This is a genomic window from Streptomyces sp. NPDC002092 (assembly GCF_053593775.1).
Genome location: NZ_JBSFDG010000021.1, coordinates 101,310 through 119,395 on the forward strand (window position 1 = coordinate 101,310; position 18,086 = coordinate 119,395).

Genomic DNA, 18,086 nt, shown 5'->3' on the forward strand with positions numbered 1-18,086 from the left:
CGAAGCTCACGGCATGACGAAGAACCTCAGCAACCTCAGCGTCCTGGTCTCCGGCGCGAGCGTCGCCGGCCCCGCCCTCGCCCTCGACCTGGCCCGTCTCGGCGCCCGGGTGACCGTCGTCGAGAAGGCCCCCGAGTTGCGCGGCGGCGGATTCGCGGTCGACTTCCGCGGCCACGTCCACCGCAAGGTCCTCACCTCCATGGGCATCTGGGACGAGATCCACGCCCGCCAGACCCACATGGGCCGCCAGACAGTCGTCGACGCGGACGGCAGCCCGCGCGTGGACCTGCCCGCGGACCTGATGAGCGGGGACGTGGAGATCTTCCGCGGCGAGCTCGCGCGGATCATGTACGAGCGGACGAAGGGCGACGTCGAGTACGTCTTCGGCGACTCGATCGCCACCCTCGCCGAGGACCCGCAGGGCGTCGACGTCACCTTCGAGCGGGGCGCGCCGCGCCGCTTCGACCTGGTCGTCGGGGCGGACGGGCTGCACTCCCACACCCGTCGGCTGGTCTTCGGCGACGAATCCCGCTACCTGCGTTTCTTCGACCACTACGTGGCCGGCTTCGACGTCCCCAACCACCTGGGCCTCGACCGCACCGGCCGGGTCTACAGCGAGCCCGGCCGCGCGGTCGTCGTCGGCAACTACGACGGCGACCCGGACCGCGCCGGGGCGCTGCTGGTCTTCCGGTCCGAGGAACTGCGCTACGACCGCCGGGACGTCACCGCGCAGAAGCGGATCCTCCTGGAGCGTTTCGCCGGACTGGGCTGGGAGGGGCCGACGATCCTCAAGACCCTCGAACAGACCGACGACCTGTACTTCGACGCCATCGCCCAGATCCACGTCGACCGCCTCACCAAGGGGCGCGTGGCTCTGCTCGGCGACGCCGGGTACGGGGCGACCATGGGCGGCATGGGGACGGGCGTGGCGATCGTCGGCGCGTACGTCCTCGCCGGTGAACTCGCCCTCGCGGACGGCGACTTCCGCACCGCCTTCGCGGAGTACGAGACCCGGATCCGGGACTTCGCCAAGGGCTGCCAGAAGATCTCCGGGAACGCGGGCCCGTTCTTCGCCCCGGCGACCGAGCGGCGCATCCGCAGCCGGGACCGCATGTACCGGATTCTCGCCTCCCGTCCGATGGCCCGCTTCTTCAAGCGGATGACCGAGAAGGCGGCCACGGACATCAAGCTGAGGGAGTACCCGTTCTGAGCGCCCAGGCGTGGTCCACGGGCCCGATCCCGCCGCCGAGTGCGAACCCGGCCGCGATCGCCCCGGTGACGTACTCCTTGGCCGCCGCCACCGCCTGAGGCACGGACTGCCCCTTCGCGAGCTGCGACGCGATCGCCGACGCGAGGGTGCAGCCCGTGCCGTGCGTGTGCCGGTTGTCGTGCCGCGGGGCGCGCAGCCAGTGCTCCTCGGAGCCGTCGGTGAGCAGGTCGACGGCCTCGCCGGGCAGATGACCGCCCTTGATGAGCACCCAGCGCGGCCCGTACGACAGCACGGCCGCCGCCGCCTCGCGCAGATCCGACTCCGACCCGACGTGCACCCCGGCGAGTTGCGCCACCTCGTCGAGGTTCGGCGTCGCGACGGTCGCCGCGGGCAGCAGCTTCGTGCGTACGGACTCCAGCGCGGAGGCCGCCAGCAGCGAGTCCCCGTGCTTGGAGATGCCGACCGGGTCGACGACCGCGGGGGCATCGGTCGCGGCGATCAACTCGGCCACCGTCTCGACGAGTTCCGCCGAGGCCAGCATCCCGGTCTTGACCGCCTGTACGCCGATGTCGTCGACCACGCTGCGGTACTGGGCCCGCACGGCCGCCACCGGCAGCTCCCAAGCCCCCTGCACGCCGAGGGAGTTCTGCGCGGTGACCGCCGTGACGACACTCATGCCGTGCACGCCGAGCGCGAGCATCGTCTTCAAGTCGGCCTGGATCCCGGCCCCGCCGCCGGAGTCGGAGCCCGCGACCGTCAGCACCCTGGGCGGGGTGCTCATGACTCGATGTCCCCGAAGTGGTCCCAGCCGCCCTTGCTGGTCCACGGCGCCCCGTCCACCGTCACCTGGGGCAGCGCCGAGGGGTTGAGCACCTCGCCGATCACCTTCCAGCGGGCCGGCAGCTTCACGTCCGGCGGGAAGGTCGCCACGATCGCGTGGTCCTCTCCCCCGGTCAGCACCCACTGCATGGGGTCGACACCGACGGCCTGCCCGATGTCGTTCATCTGGGAGGGGATGTCGATCGCGCCGGAACGGATGTCGATACGGACCTTGCTGGCCTCGGCGATGTGCCCCAGGTCGGCGATCAGCCCGTCGCTGACGTCGCACATCGCGGTCGCGCCGAGCCCCGCGGCCGCCGGGCCCGCGTGGTACGGCGGCTCCGGGCGCCGATGGGCCTCCACGAAGGCGCGCGGTGAGCGGAAGCCCCGGGAGAGCACCGCGTAACCGGCGGCGGACCAGCCGAGCCAGCCGGTCACCGCGACCAGGTCGCCGGGCTGGGCGCCGCCCCGGGTGATCGGTTCCTGGTTGCGCAGATCGCCGAGCGCGGTGATCGACACCACGATCGTGTCGCCTCGTACGACATCCCCGCCGACCACGGACGCGCCCGCGACCTGGCACTCGTCGCGGATGCCGTCCATCAGCTCGCTCGGCCAGGTCACCGGGAGTTCGGCGGGCACCACCAGGCCGAGCAGCAGTGCGGTCGGTACGGCACCCATGGCGGCGATGTCCGCGAGGTTCTGCGCAGCGGCCTTACGTCCGACGTCGTAGGCGGTGGACCAGTCGCGGCGGAAGTGCCGTCCCTCCAGGAGGATGTCGGTGCTGGCCACGACCCGGCGGTCGGGTGCGGCCACCACCGCGGCGTCGTCGCCGGGGCCGACCCGGACCGCCGGGGTGGTGGTGAGACGGGAGGTGAGCTCCCTGATGAGCCCGAACTCCCCGAGCTCACCAACAGTGCCCTTCATTGCCCTTGCTCCCCTTCTGTCCCTGGCCGTGCCCGGTCGCGCGTCATCAGTGTCCTCGATACGGTCGAGGTGACCGTCAACCTTTGCCGTGCCCGCACCCCGGCGCGCAAGCCCCGGCCTGCGCAGGTCTCCCCGCGGCGAGCGGCGACGCGATACCGTGGCGTTCCTTTTCCCCACATGATCCTCGTGGCCGCCCTGGAGGTTCCGTGGTACAGGCGTACATCCTGATCCAGACGGAGGTCGGCAAGGCGTCGACCGTCGCCGAGACGATCAGCAAGATCCCTGGAGTCATCCAGGCCGAGGACGTGACAGGACCTTATGACGTGATCGTGCGGGCCCAGGCCGACACCGTGGACGACCTCGGCCGCATGGTGGTCGCGAAGGTCCAGCAAGTGGACGGCATCACCCGTACCCTGACCTGCCCGGTCGTCCATCTGTAGCCCCCGTCTACCCTTGGCCGGTGAACTTTTTCAGTCGCCGCCGCCCTGTTCCTGCCGGGCTGCCCGTACTCGTCCTGCTGATCGCCGCCGCGGGCTGCTCATCAGCAGACGACAGCGCGTCGGCGGCGGTTCCCTCGCCGGGGGCGAAGGTCGCTGCGCTGTGCCGGAGCCTGGACAAGGTACTGCCGGCCAAGGTCGACGGTCTCGGTCGCCGGGATCCCGAGCCCGCGTCCCCGCTGACCGCGGGCTGGGGGAACCCGGCGATCATACTGCGCTGTGGTGTTCCGCGGCCCGCGGAGATGAGTGATCCCGAGGCCGACGGGGTCGAGGTGAACGGCGTCGGGTGGCTGTTGCAGAAGCAGAAGGACGGGTCCTTCCGCTTCACCTCGACGCTGCGGAAGGGGTATGTCGAGGTGAGTATCCCTGCGGGGCGGGCCGGGGATGGCATGGCGCCGTTGGTTGATCTGGCGCCTGCCATCAAGAAGGCGGTGCCGGTGGGTATTGCCGACTAGTCGCCATTGGCGTACACGTCATTCGTTGACTGCGGGCCGTGCATGGTTGCTCGCGCAGTTCCCCGCGCCCCTGTCGGGGCGCTTCAGCGCAAGCCCGTTGACCTGCGCAGGGCCGCCTGGATGAGCTTGTCCACCAGCTCGGGGTAGCTGATGCCGGTCGCCTGCCACATCTGCGGGTACATCGAGATGGGGGTCATCCCGGGCATGGTGTTGATCTCGTTGATCACGAACTCGCCGTCCTCGGTGAGGAAGAAGTCCGCGCGCACCAGGCCCTCGCAGGACGCGGCCTCGAAGGCGTCCACCGCGAGCCGCTGTACCTCGGCGGTCTCCTCGGGCGTCAGCGGCGCCGGCACGATCCCCGGGGTCGAGTCGATGTACTTCGCCTCGAAGTCGTAGTACGCGTGCGCGTCCGGCGGGGGGATCTCGGAGGGCACGCTCGCCCGCGGACCGTCCGCGAACTCCAGCACCCCGCACTCGATCTCACGGCCCCGCAGCGCCGCCTCCACGAGGATCTTCGGGTCGTGCCGCTGGGCCTCGGCGATCGCGTCGCCCAGGCCGGCGATGTCGTCGACCTTGGTGATGCCGATCGACGAGCCCGCGCGCGCGGGCTTCACGAAGAGCGGCCAGCCGTGCTCGCCGGCGAAGTCGACGATCTTCTTGCGGGCGGCCGACTCGTCCTGCTCCCACTCGCGGGGCCGGATCACGACGTACGGGCCGACCTTGAGCCCGAAGGAGGTGAACACCCGCTTCATGTACTCCTTGTCCTGGCCGACGGCCGAGGCGAGCACGCCCGAACCCACGTACGGGACGCCGGAGAGCTCCAGCAGGCCCTGCAGGGTGCCGTCCTCGCCGTAGGGGCCGTGCAGGACGGGGAAGACGACGTCGACCTCGCCGAGCGCCTTGGGCACCGATCCGGGCTCGCTGACGACGACTTCGCGGTTGCCGGGGTCCAGGGGGAGCACCACACCGCCCTCGCCCGACTCGGCCACGTCCTCGACCTCGGGGGTGCGGCGGTCGGTGATCGCCATGCGTTCGGGCTCGTCGGCGGTGAGGGCCCAGCGGCCGTCCCGTGTGATGCCGATCGGCAGGACGTCGTACTTGGTCCGGTCGATGGCCTTGAGGACGGCGCCGGCGGTGACCACGGAGATCCCGTGTTCGGAGCTGCGCCCGCCGAACACGACGGCCACGCGCGGCTTGCGAGGCGGCTGCTCAGGGCTCTGGGGGAGGTTCTCGGTGCTCATATCGCGTTGAGCGTACCCGTTGGTAGAGCCCCGATACAGCGTCGACTCAGCAGGTTCGCTCAGCGTCGCTCGGGCTTCGCGCTGCGCGACATCAGCTCCTTGAGGGCGACCACCGGAGGCTTGCCCTCGTGCACGATGTCCACGACGGTCTCGGTGATGGGCATCTCCACGCCGTGCCGGCGGGCCAGATCCGCCACGGACTCACAGGACTTGACGCCCTCGGCGGTCTGCTTGGTGACCGCGATGGTCTCCTGCAGGGTCATGCCCTTGCCGAGGTTGGTGCCGAAGGTGTGGTTGCGCGACAGCGGCGAGGAGCAGGTCGCCACCAGGTCGCCCAGGCCCGCGAGTCCGGAGAAGGTCAGCGGGTCGGCGCCCAGTGCGACGCCGAGCCGGGTGGTCTCGGCGAGGCCGCGGGTGATGAGCGAGCCCTTGGCGTTGTCGCCGAGGCCCATGCCGTCCGCGATGCCGACGGCGAGGCCGATGACGTTCTTGACGGCACCGCCGAGTTCGCAGCCGACCACGTCCGTGTTCGTGTACGGCCGGAAGTACGGCGTGTGGCAGGCGGCCTGGAGCCGCTGGGCGACCGCCTCGTCGGTGCAGGCGACGACGGCCGCGGCCGGCATCCGGGCGGCGATCTCCCGCGCGAGGTTGGGCCCGGTGACGACGGCGATCCGGTCGGCGCCCACCTTGGCGACGTCCTCGATCACCTCGCTCATCCGCATGGCGGAACCGAGTTCGACGCCCTTCATGAGGGAGACGAGGGTCGTGTCGGGCGCCAGCAGCGGCGCCCACTCGGCGAGGTTGCCGCGCAGCGTCTGCGAGGGGATCGCGAGGACCGTGAAGTCGGCGCCGCGGGCCGCCTCGGCGGCGTCCGCCGTCGCCCGTACGTTGTCCGGGAGTTCGACACCGGGGAGGTAGTCGGGGTTCGTCCGGGTGGAGTTGACCGCGTCCGCGAGTTCGGCTCGCCGGCCCCACAGAGTCACCTCGCACCCCGCGTCGGCGAGCACCATGGCGAACGCGGTGCCCCACGAACCGGTGCCGAAGACGGCCGCCTTGACGGGCTTGCTCACGTACCCTGCCCCTCTTCCTGTCCGGCCCTCTCCTGGACCTGCTTCTGCTCGTGCGTCCTGCGCCGCTGCTCGATCCGCTCCCGGCGCGGGTCGTACGGCGTCTCGGGCGCCTTCTCGCCGCGGATCTCCTCCAGCTGGCGGGTGATGGCGGCCATGATGACCTCGGTCGCCTCCTTCAGGAGGTCCGGGGTCATCTCCTTGTCGTAGAAGCGCGAGAGGTCGACGGGCGGTCCCGCGAGCACGTGGTGGGTCTTGCGCGGGCGGAGGCTGGGCTTCTTGGCGTACGGCGGCAGCAGTTCGTTGGCGCCCCACTGAGCCACGGGAATCACCGGGCACTTGGTGGTCAGGGCGACGCGGGCGGCACCCGTCTTGCCCGTCATGGGCCACTGCGCGGGGTCCCGGGTGATGGTGCCCTCCGGGTAGAAGGCGACGCACTCGCCGCGTTCCACGGCCTCGATCGCGGCGCGGAATGCGCTCAGCGCATCCGTGGTCTCGCGGTAGACGGGGATCTGTCCGGTGCCGCGCATCGCGGCTCCGACGAATCCCTTCTTGAAAAGGCCGCTCTTCGCCAGGAATCGCGGAACCCGTCCGGTGTTGTACTGATAGTGCGCATAGGCGAAGGGGTCCACATGGGAATTGTGGTTCACCGCGGTGATAAATCCGCCCTCGGCCGGAATGTGCTCCATTCCGCGCCAGTCCCGCTTGATCAGAACCACCAGTGGCGGTTTGCAGAGCACCGCTGCGAAGCGGTACCAGAAGCCGATTCTGCGGCGGGGCACGCGGACACCTTCCTCTAGGGCCTAGGGGGCCGCACAAGTGTCGCCCCAGGCCGCCGGTCTGTCGAGAACACGGTACGCCCCGACGACGCGACCGCCAGATGGTCGAGGTGACGGCTGAGTGACAATGGCCGCGACAAGAGAGGGACGGAACGCCGGTGCTGTGGACCTTGGTCATACCCCTGAAACCCCTGACGCGCGCCAAGAGCAGGCTCTCGGACACCGCGGCCGACGGGCTGCGCCCCGGACTCGCCCTCGCCTTCGCCCAGGACACCGTCGCGGCGGCGCTGGCCTGCCCCGCGGTCGGGGATGTGGCGGTCGTCACGGACGACGCCCTGGCCGGCCGCGAGCTCGCCGCGCTGGGCGCCCGGATCGTTCCCGACGAGCCCCGGGGCGGCCTCAACGCGGCCCTGACGCACGGCGTGACCGCCGTACGCGCGGCACGGCCCGGCAGCCCCGTCGCAGCCCTGAACGCCGATCTCCCGGCGCTGCGGCCCCTGGAATTGTCCCGCGTCCTTGACGCGGCCACGGAATTCCCCCGTGCTTTCCTCGCCGACGCGGCCGCAATCGGCACGACGCTGCTGGCCGCAGCCACCGCCCAGGAATTGCTCCCGGCATTCGGCCCGGATTCCCGTGCCCGGCACCGGGCGTCCGGGGCCGTGGAGCTCGCGCTCGGGGACGTGGATTCCGTACGCCAGGACGTGGACACGGGCGCCGACTTGCGCGCGGCGCTGACGCTGGGGGTGGGGCGATATACGGCGGCGGTGTCGGCGCTGCTCGCTTAGAGGTGCCGTCTGCGCCCACCCGTGCCGCCCTGGGCGGCACGATTGCCCGCAGGGCGCGGCTGGCGCCCCAAAGGGGCGCGGGGCTGTGCCGATATGCGGCTCCGCCGCGTGGGCGCGACCAGCCACGAATCACCCGCACCCGGAAACAAGCCGCAAGCCCAACGACGAGACCCGCACCGGCCCGCATTAGGCTGACCGCCATGCAAGCCACCGCATACACGTACGACGCCGAGACAAGAACCGGCAGCGTGCTGCTGGACGACGGCACCCCGGTGCCCTTCGACGCACCGGCGTTCGACGCGGGCGGCCTGCGGCTGCTGCGCCCCGGGCAGCGGGTCCGCATCGAGACGGAGGGCGGCAAAGACAGCCTCCGGATCACCCTGGTGACACTCCAGACCCTCTGACCACACCATTTGCCCCCGAAAACACGCCGCGGGCCGGACTCCGATGCGGAGTCCGGCCCGGCGCGTGAGTGCCCCTGTGCCCTTACCTCTTACCTCTTGCGGGCCGTGGCCGTCTTGGCGGTGGTGGTCTTGCGGGCGGCCGACTTCTTGGCGGGGGCCTTCTTGGCCGTCGCCTTCTTCGCCGGGGCCTTCTTGGCGGTCGCCGTCTTGGCGGTGCTCTTCTTCGCCGCGGTGGTCTTGGCGGCGCCGGTGGTCTTCGTGGCCGTCGTCTTCTTCGCGGTCGTCTTCTTGGCGGCGGGCGTCGTCTTCTTCGCCGTCGCCTTCTTCGCCGTGGTCTTCTTGGCGGTGGCCGCCTTGGTGGTCTTCTTCGCGGCCGCCTTCTTCACGGTCGCCGAAGCGCCACCGGTCAGGCTGCCCTTGGGCGCCTTCTTGACGGCGACCTCGCCGCCGCGCGGGAGCTTCTTCGAGCCGCTCACCAGGTCCTTGAAGCCCTGGCCCGCGCGGAAGCGCGGCACGGAGGTCTTCTTGACCCGAACCCGCTCGCCGGTCTGCGGGTTGCGGGCGTAGCGGGCCGGACGGTCGACCTTCTCGAACGAACCGAAGCCGGTGACCGAGACCCGGTCCCCGGCGACGGTCGCGCGGACGATGGCGTCCAGGACCGCGTCGACAGCCTCGGCGGCCTGCTGTCGGCCGCCCAGCTTGTCGGCAATCGCTTCTACGAGCTGCGCCTTGTTCACGTCTTCCCCTTCGGAGACATTGCCCGAACGAAAGTGTTCAAGCTTTTTCGCACGTTAGGCAGATATATACCGCAAATCAAACACGAAACGGGCTAATCACCCGTGCGCCGCAACGAACTCGGCTGTCTCGAACGCGTTCAGCGGTCCTCTTCGGGGAATCGACCCTCGTCGAGGTCCACGGTGAACGCCTCCAGCCGCCTTGCCGCGTCGGCGAGATCGTGCTTGGCCGCGGCCGTAATGACCAGCAGCTTCCGGGTCAGCGCCATCCGTACGCCCTCCGGGACTTGCAGTGCGCGCACCCTTGAGTGCGCTTCCTTCAGTTGGTCCGCGACTGCCGCATAGAGCTCGAGTTGGCCGTCGTGTTCCATGCACAGATTGTGCCATCTGGGGCGAGTTGTCGCCTGCGGGGGTCGCAACTGATGCCTCAAACGGCCTTCCGGGCTTCGGCGGAAGTCGCGTCTTCACAACTCGGCTACCCCGGCAACAACCGTCGTAACGTGGGAAGTTGGGAACGGGCCCGAGCGCGCCCGAGGTCACTTGGGCCCGGACACGGCTGTACCCCCGATCGGGCTGATCGGGGGTACAGAGGGGGTGTTCAGGTGGCCGAAACCCGACCTGCTCAGGGGCTCCGGATCAGACCTTGAGCGTCCGCGGCTTGTACGACGGGCGCTTGGCCTCGTACGCGGCGATGTCGGCCTCGTTCTGGAGGGTGATGGAGATGTCGTCCAGCCCGTTCAGCAGCCGCCAGCGGGAGTTCTCGTCCAGCTCGAAGGATGCGGTGATGCCCTCGGCGCGCACCTCGCGGGCCTCCAGGTCGACGGTGATCTCGGCCTGCGGGTCCTTCTCGGAGAGCTCCTGCAGCGCGTCCACGATCTTCTGCTCCAGAACGACCGTGAGCAGGCCGTTCTTCAGCGAGTTGCCGCGGAAGATGTCGGCGAAGCGGGAGGAGATCACGGCCTTGAAGCCGTAGTTCTGCAGCGCCCACACGGCGTGCTCACGGGAGGAGCCGGTGCCGAAGTCGGGGCCGGCGACCAGGACCGTGGCGCCCTGCCGCTCGGGGCGGTTGAGGATGAAGGTCTCGTCCTTGCGCCAGGCCTCGAACAGCCCGTCCTCGAAACCGTCCCTCGTGACCTTCTTGAGCCAGTGAGCAGGGATGATCTGGTCGGTGTCGACGTTGGAGCGGCGCAGCGGGACGGCCCGGCCGGTGTGCGTGGTGAATGCTTCCATGACTCTCAGACTCCAGCGGGCGTACGGGTCTCGGCGTCGGACAGGTCGGCCGGGGAGGCCAGGTGGCCCAGGACCGCCGTCGCGGCGGCGACCTGCGGCGACACCAGGTGCGTACGACCGCCCTTGCCCTGTCGGCCTTCGAAGTTGCGGTTGGAGGTGGACGCGGAGCGCTCACCCGGGGCCAGCTGGTCGGGGTTCATGCCCAGGCACATCGAGCAGCCCGCGTGCCGCCATTCGGCGCCGGCCTCCTTGAAGACCACGTCCAGCCCCTCGGAGACGGCCTGCAGACCGACCCGCGCGGAGCCCGGGACGACCAGCATCCGTACGCCGTCGGCGACTTTGCGGCCCTCGACGATCGCGGCCGCGGCGCGCAGGTCCTCGATGCGACCGTTGGTGCAGGAGCCTACGAAGACGGTGTCCACCTTGATGGAGCGCAGCGCCTGTCCGGCCTCCAACCCCATGTATTCCAGGGCCTTTTCGGCGGCGAGGCGCTCCGAAGCGTCTTCGTACGAAGCCGGGTCGGGGACGGACGCCGAAAGCGGCGCGCCCTGGCCCGGGTTGGTGCCCCAGGTGACGAACGGCGACAGCGAAGCGGCGTCGATGACGACCTCGGCGTCGAACTCGGCGTCCTCGTCCGTCTTCAGCGTCTTCCAGTACGCGACCGCGGCGTCCCAGTCCTCGCCCTCCGGGGCGTGGGCGCGGCCCTTGATGTACTCGAAGGTGGTCTCGTCGGGGGCGATCATGCCCGCGCGGGCGCCGGCCTCGATCGACATGTTGCAGATGGTCATCCGGGCCTCCATCGAGAGCTTCTCGATGGCGGAGCCGCGGTACTCCAGGATGTAGCCCTGGCCGCCGCCGGTACCGATCTTGGCGATGATCGCCAGGATCAGGTCCTTGGCCGTGACACCCTCGGGCAGTTCGCCGTCGACCGTGATCGCCATGGTCTTCGGACGGGCCAGCGGCAGCGTCTGGGTGGCCAGCACGTGCTCGACCTGCGAGGTGCCGATGCCGAACGCCAGCGCGCCGAAGGCGCCGTGCGTGGAGGTGTGCGAGTCACCGCACACGACCGTCATGCCGGGCTGGGTCAGACCCAGCTGCGGGCCGACGACGTGCACGACGCCCTGCTCGACGTCGCCCAGCGGGTGCAGCCGTACGCCGAACTCGGCGGCGTTCTTGCGCAGCGTCTCCAGCTGGACCCGGGAGACCGGGTCCGCGATCGGCTTGTCGATGTCGAGGGTCGGGGTGTTGTGGTCCTCGGTCGCGATGGTGAGGTCGAGACGGCGCACCGGGCGGCCGCTCTTGCGCAGGCCGTCGAAGGCCTGCGGGCTGGTCACCTCGTGCAGGAGGTGGAGATCGATGAAGAGGAGGTCGGGCTCGCCCTCGGCGCGCCGGACGACGTGGTCGTCCCAGACCTTCTCCGCGAGTGTCCTACCCATCGCTTTCCCTCCGGCCGGCAAACGTCCACCGGCCCAACTAGAGATCTTGAGGAGACGGCACCCGGCCCCAGTTCACGGGCGTCCGTCATCCGGCCCGTTCGGTCAGCGGGCCGCTGTGCATACAAGGGTTGCGCGTCTCACGAAAAAAGGAACTTGCGTTTCACAGAGTGAGACGTGAGTATCGTTTCATGGACAACAGCAGCGGCGTGGGCGTTCTGGACAAGGCAGCCCTTGTCCTCAGCGCCCTGGAGTCCGGACCGGCCACCCTCGCGGGACTGGTGGCGGCCACCGGACTGGCACGACCTACGGCCCACAGACTGGCCGTGGCCCTGGAGCACCACCGTATGGTGGCACGCGACATGCAGGGCCGTTTCATTCTCGGCCCGCGCCTGGCGGAGCTGGCTGCGGCCGCCGGCGAGGACCGTCTCCTCGCGACCGCGGGCCCGGTGCTCACGCATCTGCGGGACGTCACGGGCGAGAGCGCCCAGCTCTACCGCCGCCAGGGCGACATGCGCATCTGCGTCGCCGCGGCGGAGCGCCTGTCCGGACTTCGGGACACCGTCCCGGTCGGCTCGACGCTCACGATGAAGGCCGGTTCCTCGGCGCAGATCCTGATGGCCTGGGAGGAGCCCGAGCGCCTGCACCGGGGCCTGCAGGGCGCCCGCTTCACGGCCACCGCCCTCTCGGGGGTACGACGCCGCGGCTGGGCCCAGTCCATCGGCGAGCGGGAACCGGGCGTCGCGTCCGTCTCCGCGCCCGTACGCGGCCCGTCCAACCGCGTGGTGGCCGCCGTATCGGTCTCCGGCCCCATCGAGCGCCTGACGCGCCACCCGGGCCGTATGCACGCCCAGGCGGTCATCGACGCCGCCGCCCGCCTCTCCGAGGCGCTGCGCCGCACCGGCTGACACCCGGGACCATGGGGAGACGTCAGCAGGGAGAGCCCGCCTCAACGCCGCGGCAGGCCCTCCCCGCTCCCCCGATCCCCCCTGGTCACCCGGTCTTCTCGGCCGCCGCCTCCTGCGGCGAGCGGAAGGCGAGCCGGTCCTTCGCGTACCGGCCCCGCTTCTCCAGCGGGATCTGTCCATGCGCGGCCGCGAGGCCGAAGGCCGGCATGTCCCCGTAGATCGCCTCGTACGAGCCCTCCGGCACGACGTACGTCTCGTGCCAGATCCCCACCTGCCCGCGCAGCTTCCCGCTGCGCTCCTTGCGGTTGATCGCGGCCCACGCCGTGTGGTGGAAGGCGTCCGGCGCGGTCGCGTAGGCGTACAGCTTCTCCTTGGACTCCCAGTACTGCACGACGCAGTACGTGCGGGGCGAGGCCGACAGCAGGACGCGGCTGAGCAGGCCCCGCGCGGGATCTTTCGCCAGCTCCCGCAGCATGCGGAACATCCCGAGCAGTACCGGCAGCCACAGATGGACGGCCCAGAAGCGGTTGATGCGCATACCGATCAGCAGGACGACGACATCGCCCTTCGCGTCGGCCGTCGTACGGGACACCATGGCCATTTCCCCCCTCGTTGGCGAGCAGCGCTATCCGACTGGCAATGATTGGATAGTGCCGGTATCCGAGAAGGGGCGCAAGACATGCGGCTCGCCGAACTGAGCAGACACAGCGGTGTGTCCGCCGCGACGATCAAGTACTACCTGCGCGAAGGCCTGTTGATGCCCGGCCGCCAGATCAACGCGACCACCGCCGAGTACGACGAGGAGCACCTGCGGCGGCTGCGGCTGGTGCGCGCGATGATCCAGATCGGCCGGGTGCCGGTGGCGACGGTCCGGGAGGTGCTGGAGCATGTGGACGACGACTCCCTGCCCCGTACCATCCGCCTGGGCGCGGCGCTCTGGGCGCTGCCGCAGGTGCCGGAGCCGGACGAGGACGACGAGTACGTCCGGGCCGCGCACCAGGAGGTCGACGTGCTGCTGGACCGGCTCGGCTGGGAGAACGCCAAGCGGCTCGCGACCATCTCCCCCGCGTACCGCTCGCTGGTGGTGGCGGTGGCCGCCTTCCGCCGGCTCGGCTATGGCTGGGGGGCCGAACAACTCGTACCGTACGCCGAGTTGATGCACCGGACAGCCGTACTCGACCTGGACCTCATGGAGACGCACCCGTCCCAGGCGGAGCAGACCGAGTTCGCCGTCCTGGGGGCGATCCTCAATGAACCGGCGATGCGGGCGCTGCACCGGCTGGCCCAGGAGGAGGAGTCGTCGCGGCGGTACGGCTTCGAATGAGCCCCGGGCACGACAAAGGCCCTCCGCCGAAGCGAAGGGCCTTCATGACGTACCCCCGACCGGATTCGAACCGGCGCTACCGCCTTGAGAGGGCGGCGTGCTAGGCCGCTACACAACGGGGGCGAGGATCTTGCGAGCGTTGGTACTGCACCGCAGATCCGAGCTGGTCTACCTGGACTCGAACCAAGACTAACTGAACCAGAATCAGTCGTGCTGCCAATTACACCATAGACCAATGTGGTTTAGACCAGTTTGTACCCCCGACCGGATTCGAACCGGCGCTACCGCCTTGAGAGGGCGGCGTGCTAGGCCGCTACACAACGGGGGCCCTAGCGATCCCGAGTTGTTCGAGATCAGTACCCCCGACCGGATTCGAACCGGCGCTACTGCCTTGAGAGGGCAGCGTGCTAGGCCGCTACACAACGGGGGCTTAGCGGATGACATCCGCAGTGCGGATGAGCTCCGCGAGCTGGCCTACCTGGACTCGAACCAAGACTAACTGAACCAGAATCAGTCGTGCTGCCAATTACACCATAGGCCACTGGAACGCAAGCCCCTGCGGGGATCTTGTTCTAGTTCGCTCCTCCGGTTCCCGGCCTTTCGGCCCGCTCTCCGGCGGCGCAGGAAGAACATTACCCGAAGGTGGACGGGGCTCCAAAACGGGTATCGGCGCCGAGGACCGCAGGGAGTTCGGCGAGGGAGACGATCCGGTGCGGGCCCGTGGGTGCATCACCGCCGGCCTGCAGGCCGTTGCGGTCGATCCACACCGACAGCAGCCCGGCGTCGGCGGCACCGCGCCCGTCGATCTGAGGGTGGTCGCCGACGTACGCGACCTGGTGCGGTGCGAGTTCCAGGGCCTCGCAGGCTGCCAGGAAGGCACCGGCCTCGGGCTTGGAGACGCCGAGTTCGGCAGCGCACAGGATGACCTCGAAGCGGTCGTGCACACCGAGGGTGCGCAGCTTGCGGTCCTGGACGGTGAGGCTGGAGTTGGACAGCACCGCGTGCCGGTGGCTGGCGGCGAGGGCGTCCAGGGCGGGCAGGACGTCCGGGAAGAGGGCCCAGGCGGCCTCGTAGTGCGCCATGTAGCGCCGGAACCAGGCGTCGGCCCCGGCGTCGGTGAGCTGCTCGCCGAGGAACACCCGTACGCGGTCGCGGCGCTGACCTTCGAAGGTCACCTCGCCCGCCGAGAACCGCGCCCACTGCTGGTCGGTGATCTCCCGCCAGTGGGCGATCGCCTGCTCCACGGTGGCGTACCCACCGAGCAGCCCCTCGGCGGCGAGATGCGCGCCCATGCCGACGCGGTCCGCGGTGGTGTAGTCGAAGAGGGTGTCGTCTACGTCCCAGACCACGGCGCGGATGCTCATGATCCGACGGTAGCCCCCGGCGCCGTGACGTGTCTCTCCGTTGACCGGGGTGGGTGCAGGGGAGGCGCGGGCGGCAGGAGGGCGGCTCCCCGACGGAAGCCGCCCTCCTGTGAGTTCACCGGGCCGGTGTCACCCTGCGGTGAGCCTGACCAGCGCCGCGTCGATGCGGGCCAGGGTCTTCTCCTTGCCCAGGATCTCCAGGGACTCGAACAGGGGCAGGCCGACCGTGCGGCCGGTGACGGCGACGCGGACCGGGGCCTGGGCCTTGCCGAGCTTGAGGCCGTAGGTCTCGCCGGCGGCCAGGACGGCCTCCTTGAGGGACTCGGGGGAAGTCCAGTCGGCCGACTCCAGCTTTTCGCGGGCCGTGCGGAGCAGGGCGTCCGAGCCCTCCTTCATCGCCTTCGTCCAGGACGGCTCGTCGAGGACCGGCTCGGCGAGGAACAGGAAGTCCACGTTGTCCGTGATCTCCGAGAGCACCTTCAGACGGGTCTGCGCGTGCGGGGCGACCGCCTGCCACTTGGCCTCGTCGAAGTCCTCCGGCGCCCAGGGGGCGAAGGGGGCCCTGAGCCAGGGGGCGCAGCGCTCCGTGAAGTCCTTCACATCCAGCAGGCGGATGTGGTCGGCGTTGATCGCCTCGCACTTCTTGAGGTCGAAGCGGGCCGGGTTGGGGTTCACGTCCGCGATGTCGAAGGCCGCCACCATCTCCTCGATGGTGAAGATGTCCTGGTCCGCGGAGAGCGACCAGCCCAGCAGGGACAGGTAGTTGAGCAGGCCCTCCGGGAGGAAGCCGCGCTCGCGGTAGAGGTTCAGCGAGGACTGCGGGTCACGCTTGGACAGCTTCTTGTTGCCCTCGCCCATCACGTACGGCAGGTGGCCGAACTGCGGGATCTCCTTGGCGACGCCCAGCTCGATGAGCGCCTTGTAGAGGGCGATCTGGCGGGGCGTGGAGGACAGCAGGTCCTCGCCGCGCAGGACGTGGGTGATCTCCATCAGTGCGTCGTCGACCGGGTTGACGAGCGTGTACAGCGGGGCGCCGTTCGCGCGGACGATGCCGTAGTCCGGGACGTTCTCCGGCGTGAAGGTCAGCTCGCCGCGGACCAGGTCGGTGAAGGTGATCGTCTCGTCGGGCATCCGGAAGCGGACGATCGGGGTGCGGCCCTGGGCCTTGTACTCCTCGACCCGCGCGGCCGTGAGGTCGCGGCAGTGGCCGTCGTAGCCGGACGGCTTGCCTGCGGCGCGGGCGGCCTCGCGGCGGGTGTCCAGCTCCTCCTGGGAGCAGTAGCAGTGGTACGCGTGCCCGGCGGCGAGGAGCCTCTGCGCCACGTCGGCGTAGAGGTCCATGCGCTGCGACTGGCGGTACGGCGCGTGCGGGCCGCCGACCTCGGGGCCCTCGTCCCAGTCGAAACCCAGCCAGCGCATCGAGTCGAGCAGCTGGTTGTACGACTCCTCGGAGTCGCGGGCGGCGTCGGTGTCCTCGATGCGGAAGACCAGAGTGCCCTGGTGGTGCCGGGCGAACGCCCAGTTGAACAGGGCGGTGCGGACCAGGCCCACATGAGGGTTACCGGTGGGCGAGGGGCAGAAACGGACGCGTACGGGGGAGCCGGGTGCGCTAGCCACGCTTGACAACCTTGTTGGTGAGAGTGCCGATGCCTTCGATGGTGACGGCGACCTCGTCGCCGACGGTGAGCGGCCCGACGCCTGCCGGGGTGCCCGTGAGGATCACGTCGCCGGGGAGCAGCGTCATGGCCTCGGAGATGTTGACGATCAGATCCTCGATGGGGTGGATCATCTCGCTGGTGCGGCCGAGCTGGCGTTGTTCGCCGTTGACCGTGAGCTGGACGGTCAGGTCGGACGCGGTGGCGAGGTCGATGCCGGTCTCCACCCAGGGGCCGAGCGGGCAGGAGGTGTCGAAGCCCTTGGCCCGGGCCCACTGCTTCTCGCGCTTCTGCACATCGCGGGCGGTGACGTCGTTGGCGCAGGTGTAGCCGAAGATCACGTCGGCCACGCGCTCGCGCGGGACCTCGCGGCACATACGGCCGATGACGACGGCCAGTTCGGCCTCGTGGTGCAGGTCCTCGGAGAAGGACGGGTACTGGATCTCGTCACCGGGGCCGATCACCGAGGTGGAGGGCTTGAAGAAGGCGAACGGGGCGTCGGGCACCTCGTGGCCCAGTTCGCGCGCGTGCTCCGCGTAGTTGCGGCCGAAGGCCACGACCTTGTTCGGGAGCACCGGCGGGAGCAGCCTGACCTTGCTGACCGGCACCTTCGTCCCGGAGAGCTCGAAGTCCGCGAACGGGATGCCCTTGATGATGTCGAGGACGAGCTCGTCCGGCTTGTCGCCCTCGACCGCGCCGAAGGCGACGTTCCCGTCGATGGAGAACCTGGCGATGCGCACGGGATCCTGCGCCCCTCACTTGAGCCGGCTGGAGTCTGACGCTCCAGGCTAACGCGGTGAGGGGGCTGCACTTCGCGCATTTGATCCGTGTGCGGCCGCGGTGAGTGATCTACGGCCGGTGTGCGTACTACTGCGCGACGGAGGCCGTGGCGGGGGCCTCCATCAGGATGGTGCGGCGCGGATTGGCCGTCTGGGACGGGAGGTCGACGGAGTGCTCCGGCTGCTGCGGCGTCTGCAGTGCGTCGGCGTCCTCGAGGTGCGCCAGCGTGGTGCGCCGCGGGTTGGCTATGTTGCGGAACATCATCGTCGTCTTCACTGTTGTACGTGACCTTGTCGTCTACGGGCGCCCGGCCGGGACCTCGGGCCCCTCGCGCAGGCGCGGTTGTCGAAGTGTTACGTCCTGTAAAGCGTCAGGCTAAACATGCAATTCCCTCCCCGAGAGGTGGAGAGCCCATGATCAGCATGTGAGTTTGCTCACGACGTGACAGGCAAAACGGTCAATTCAGGCTTGTGGGCG

21 protein-coding genes and 5 tRNA genes are annotated in these 18,086 nt (G+C 69.8%); 7 read left to right on the forward strand and 19 right to left on the reverse strand.

The features are described from left to right. Nucleotides 1-13: 13 nt before the first annotated feature. Nucleotides 14-1,210, forward strand: coding sequence for an FAD-dependent monooxygenase (locus tag ACWCRD_RS37515; RefSeq protein WP_450970172.1), 1,197 nt, complete (start codon nt 14-16; stop codon nt 1,208-1,210). Here ACWCRD_RS37515 and thiD read toward each other — a convergent pair. Both thiD and ACWCRD_RS37525 read right to left on the reverse strand, forming a co-directional pair. Beyond that, complete coding sequence (gene thiD, locus ACWCRD_RS37520; protein ID WP_450970173.1) at nt 1,185-1,991, reverse strand: bifunctional hydroxymethylpyrimidine kinase/phosphomethylpyrimidine kinase; 807 nt, start codon at nt 1,989-1,991, stop codon at nt 1,185-1,187. The two genes, ACWCRD_RS37515 and thiD, sit on opposite strands and share 26 nt — an antisense overlap. Continuing rightward, nucleotides 1,988-2,953, reverse strand: a complete 966-nt coding sequence (locus ACWCRD_RS37525; protein ID WP_030943058.1) for a thiamine-phosphate kinase — start codon at nt 2,951-2,953, stop codon at nt 1,988-1,990. Before ACWCRD_RS37525 ends, thiD begins: the two co-directional genes overlap by 4 nt. A 206-nt stretch (nt 2,954-3,159) precedes the next feature. Between ACWCRD_RS37525 and ACWCRD_RS37530 the strand changes: the two genes are divergently transcribed. After that, a complete protein-coding gene (locus ACWCRD_RS37530) occupies nt 3,160-3,393 on the forward strand; it encodes an Lrp/AsnC family transcriptional regulator (RefSeq protein ID WP_003997603.1) in 234 nt (77 codons plus the stop codon). A gap of 20 nt (nt 3,394-3,413) precedes the next feature. Beyond that, entirely contained in the window at nt 3,414-3,905 is a 492-nt protein-coding gene (locus ACWCRD_RS37535) for a DUF3515 domain-containing protein (protein ID WP_450970174.1), read from the forward strand. Between the two features lie 83 nt (nt 3,906-3,988). Here ACWCRD_RS37535 and ACWCRD_RS37540 read toward each other — a convergent pair whose 3' ends face one another. Genes ACWCRD_RS37540 through ACWCRD_RS37550 form a run of 3 tightly spaced genes read right to left on the reverse strand, consistent with a single transcriptional unit; the run spans nt 3,989 to nt 6,995 of the window. Then, entirely contained in the window at nt 3,989-5,146 is a 1,158-nt protein-coding gene (locus tag ACWCRD_RS37540; RefSeq protein ID WP_450970175.1) for a D-alanine--D-alanine ligase family protein, read from the reverse strand. A gap of 59 nt (nt 5,147-5,205) precedes the next feature. Beyond that, nucleotides 5,206-6,216: an NAD(P)H-dependent glycerol-3-phosphate dehydrogenase gene (locus ACWCRD_RS37545; protein ID WP_099931539.1), complete on the reverse strand. Its 1,011-nt coding sequence runs from the start codon at nt 6,214-6,216 to the stop codon at nt 5,206-5,208. Further along, on the reverse strand, nt 6,213-6,995 hold the full coding sequence (locus ACWCRD_RS37550; protein WP_450970176.1) for a lysophospholipid acyltransferase family protein: 783 nt from the start codon (nt 6,993-6,995) through the stop codon (nt 6,213-6,215). Before ACWCRD_RS37550 ends, ACWCRD_RS37545 begins: the two co-directional genes overlap by 4 nt. Before the next feature lie 155 nt (nt 6,996-7,150). On the opposite strand from ACWCRD_RS37550, the gene cofC reads away from it, so the two are divergent. Further along, the gene (cofC, locus tag ACWCRD_RS37555) at nt 7,151-7,777 is read left to right on the forward strand and encodes a 2-phospho-L-lactate guanylyltransferase (protein WP_450970177.1); all 627 of its coding nucleotides are present in this window, start codon (nt 7,151-7,153) and stop codon (nt 7,775-7,777) included. A 200-nt stretch (nt 7,778-7,977) separates the two neighbouring features. Continuing rightward, nucleotides 7,978-8,181, forward strand: a complete 204-nt coding sequence (locus tag ACWCRD_RS37560; RefSeq protein WP_450970178.1) for a hypothetical protein — start codon at nt 7,978-7,980, stop codon at nt 8,179-8,181. Nucleotides 8,182-8,270: 89 nt separating this feature from the next. Here ACWCRD_RS37560 and ACWCRD_RS37565 read toward each other — a convergent pair whose 3' ends face one another. From ACWCRD_RS37565 to leuC, 4 genes are all read right to left on the reverse strand, one after another. After that, nucleotides 8,271-8,918, reverse strand: coding sequence for an HU family DNA-binding protein (locus ACWCRD_RS37565; protein ID WP_450970179.1), 648 nt, complete (start codon nt 8,916-8,918; stop codon nt 8,271-8,273). Between the two features lie 137 nt (nt 8,919-9,055). After that, nucleotides 9,056-9,286 carry an SCO5555 family protein gene (locus ACWCRD_RS37570; RefSeq protein WP_030943037.1) on the reverse strand — a complete coding sequence of 77 codons (231 nt, stop codon included), beginning with the start codon at nt 9,284-9,286 and terminating at the stop codon, nt 9,056-9,058. Nucleotides 9,287-9,551: 265 nt separating this feature from the next. After that, nucleotides 9,552-10,145, reverse strand: a complete 594-nt coding sequence (gene leuD, locus ACWCRD_RS37575) for a 3-isopropylmalate dehydratase small subunit (RefSeq protein ID WP_450970180.1) — start codon at nt 10,143-10,145, stop codon at nt 9,552-9,554. Between the two features lie 5 nt (nt 10,146-10,150). Continuing rightward, a complete protein-coding gene (gene leuC, locus ACWCRD_RS37580) occupies nt 10,151-11,581 on the reverse strand; it encodes a 3-isopropylmalate dehydratase large subunit (RefSeq protein WP_450970181.1) in 1,431 nt (476 codons plus the stop codon). A gap of 188 nt (nt 11,582-11,769) precedes the next feature. On the opposite strand from leuC, the gene ndgR reads away from it, so the two are divergent. After that, nucleotides 11,770-12,486 (forward strand): IclR family transcriptional regulator NdgR, encoded by a 717-nt coding sequence (gene ndgR / locus ACWCRD_RS37585; protein ID WP_015036427.1) that lies wholly within the window; start codon nt 11,770-11,772, stop codon nt 12,484-12,486. A gap of 85 nt (nt 12,487-12,571) precedes the next feature. Here the strand turns inward: ndgR and ACWCRD_RS37590 are convergent, their stop codons facing one another. Next, nucleotides 12,572-13,081 (reverse strand): DUF4188 domain-containing protein, encoded by a 510-nt coding sequence (locus ACWCRD_RS37590; RefSeq protein WP_450970215.1) that lies wholly within the window; start codon nt 13,079-13,081, stop codon nt 12,572-12,574. A gap of 84 nt (nt 13,082-13,165) precedes the next feature. Here ACWCRD_RS37590 and ACWCRD_RS37595 point away from each other — a divergent pair, with 84 nt between their 5' ends. Then, on the forward strand, nt 13,166-13,810 hold the full coding sequence (locus tag ACWCRD_RS37595) for a MerR family transcriptional regulator (RefSeq protein WP_450970182.1): 645 nt from the start codon (nt 13,166-13,168) through the stop codon (nt 13,808-13,810). A 50-nt stretch (nt 13,811-13,860) separates the two neighbouring features. Here ACWCRD_RS37595 and ACWCRD_RS37600 read toward each other — a convergent pair. The 9 genes from ACWCRD_RS37600 to ACWCRD_RS37640 all read right to left on the reverse strand — a co-directional run bounded on the left by ACWCRD_RS37600 (nt 13,861) and on the right by ACWCRD_RS37640 (nt 17,885). Next, nucleotides 13,861-13,933: transfer RNA gene (locus ACWCRD_RS37600), tRNA-Glu, on the reverse strand. Between the two features lie 40 nt (nt 13,934-13,973). Next, nucleotides 13,974-14,045: transfer RNA gene (locus tag ACWCRD_RS37605), tRNA-Gln, on the reverse strand. A 20-nt stretch (nt 14,046-14,065) separates the two neighbouring features. Next, a tRNA-Glu gene (locus tag ACWCRD_RS37610) sits at nt 14,066-14,138 on the reverse strand. 29 nt (nt 14,139-14,167) lie between these two features. Then, nucleotides 14,168-14,240: transfer RNA gene (locus ACWCRD_RS37615), tRNA-Glu, on the reverse strand. A 39-nt stretch (nt 14,241-14,279) separates the two neighbouring features. After that, nucleotides 14,280-14,351 (reverse strand) — tRNA-Gln (locus tag ACWCRD_RS37620). A gap of 91 nt (nt 14,352-14,442) precedes the next feature. Further along, the gene (locus ACWCRD_RS37625; protein ID WP_450970183.1) at nt 14,443-15,174 is read right to left on the reverse strand and encodes an HAD family hydrolase; all 732 of its coding nucleotides are present in this window, start codon (nt 15,172-15,174) and stop codon (nt 14,443-14,445) included. Nucleotides 15,175-15,303: 129 nt separating this feature from the next. Further along, nucleotides 15,304-16,791, reverse strand: coding sequence for a glutamate--tRNA ligase (gene gltX, locus ACWCRD_RS37630; protein ID WP_450970184.1), 1,488 nt, complete (start codon nt 16,789-16,791; stop codon nt 15,304-15,306). Next, entirely contained in the window at nt 16,784-17,569 is a 786-nt protein-coding gene (locus ACWCRD_RS37635; RefSeq protein WP_450970185.1) for a fumarylacetoacetate hydrolase family protein, read from the reverse strand. The genes gltX and ACWCRD_RS37635 overlap by 8 nt, the downstream gene beginning before the upstream one ends. A 127-nt stretch (nt 17,570-17,696) precedes the next feature. Further along, nucleotides 17,697-17,885: a hypothetical protein gene (locus ACWCRD_RS37640; protein ID WP_390699003.1), complete on the reverse strand. Its 189-nt coding sequence runs from the start codon at nt 17,883-17,885 to the stop codon at nt 17,697-17,699. Between the last annotated feature and the right edge of the window lie 201 nt (nt 17,886-18,086).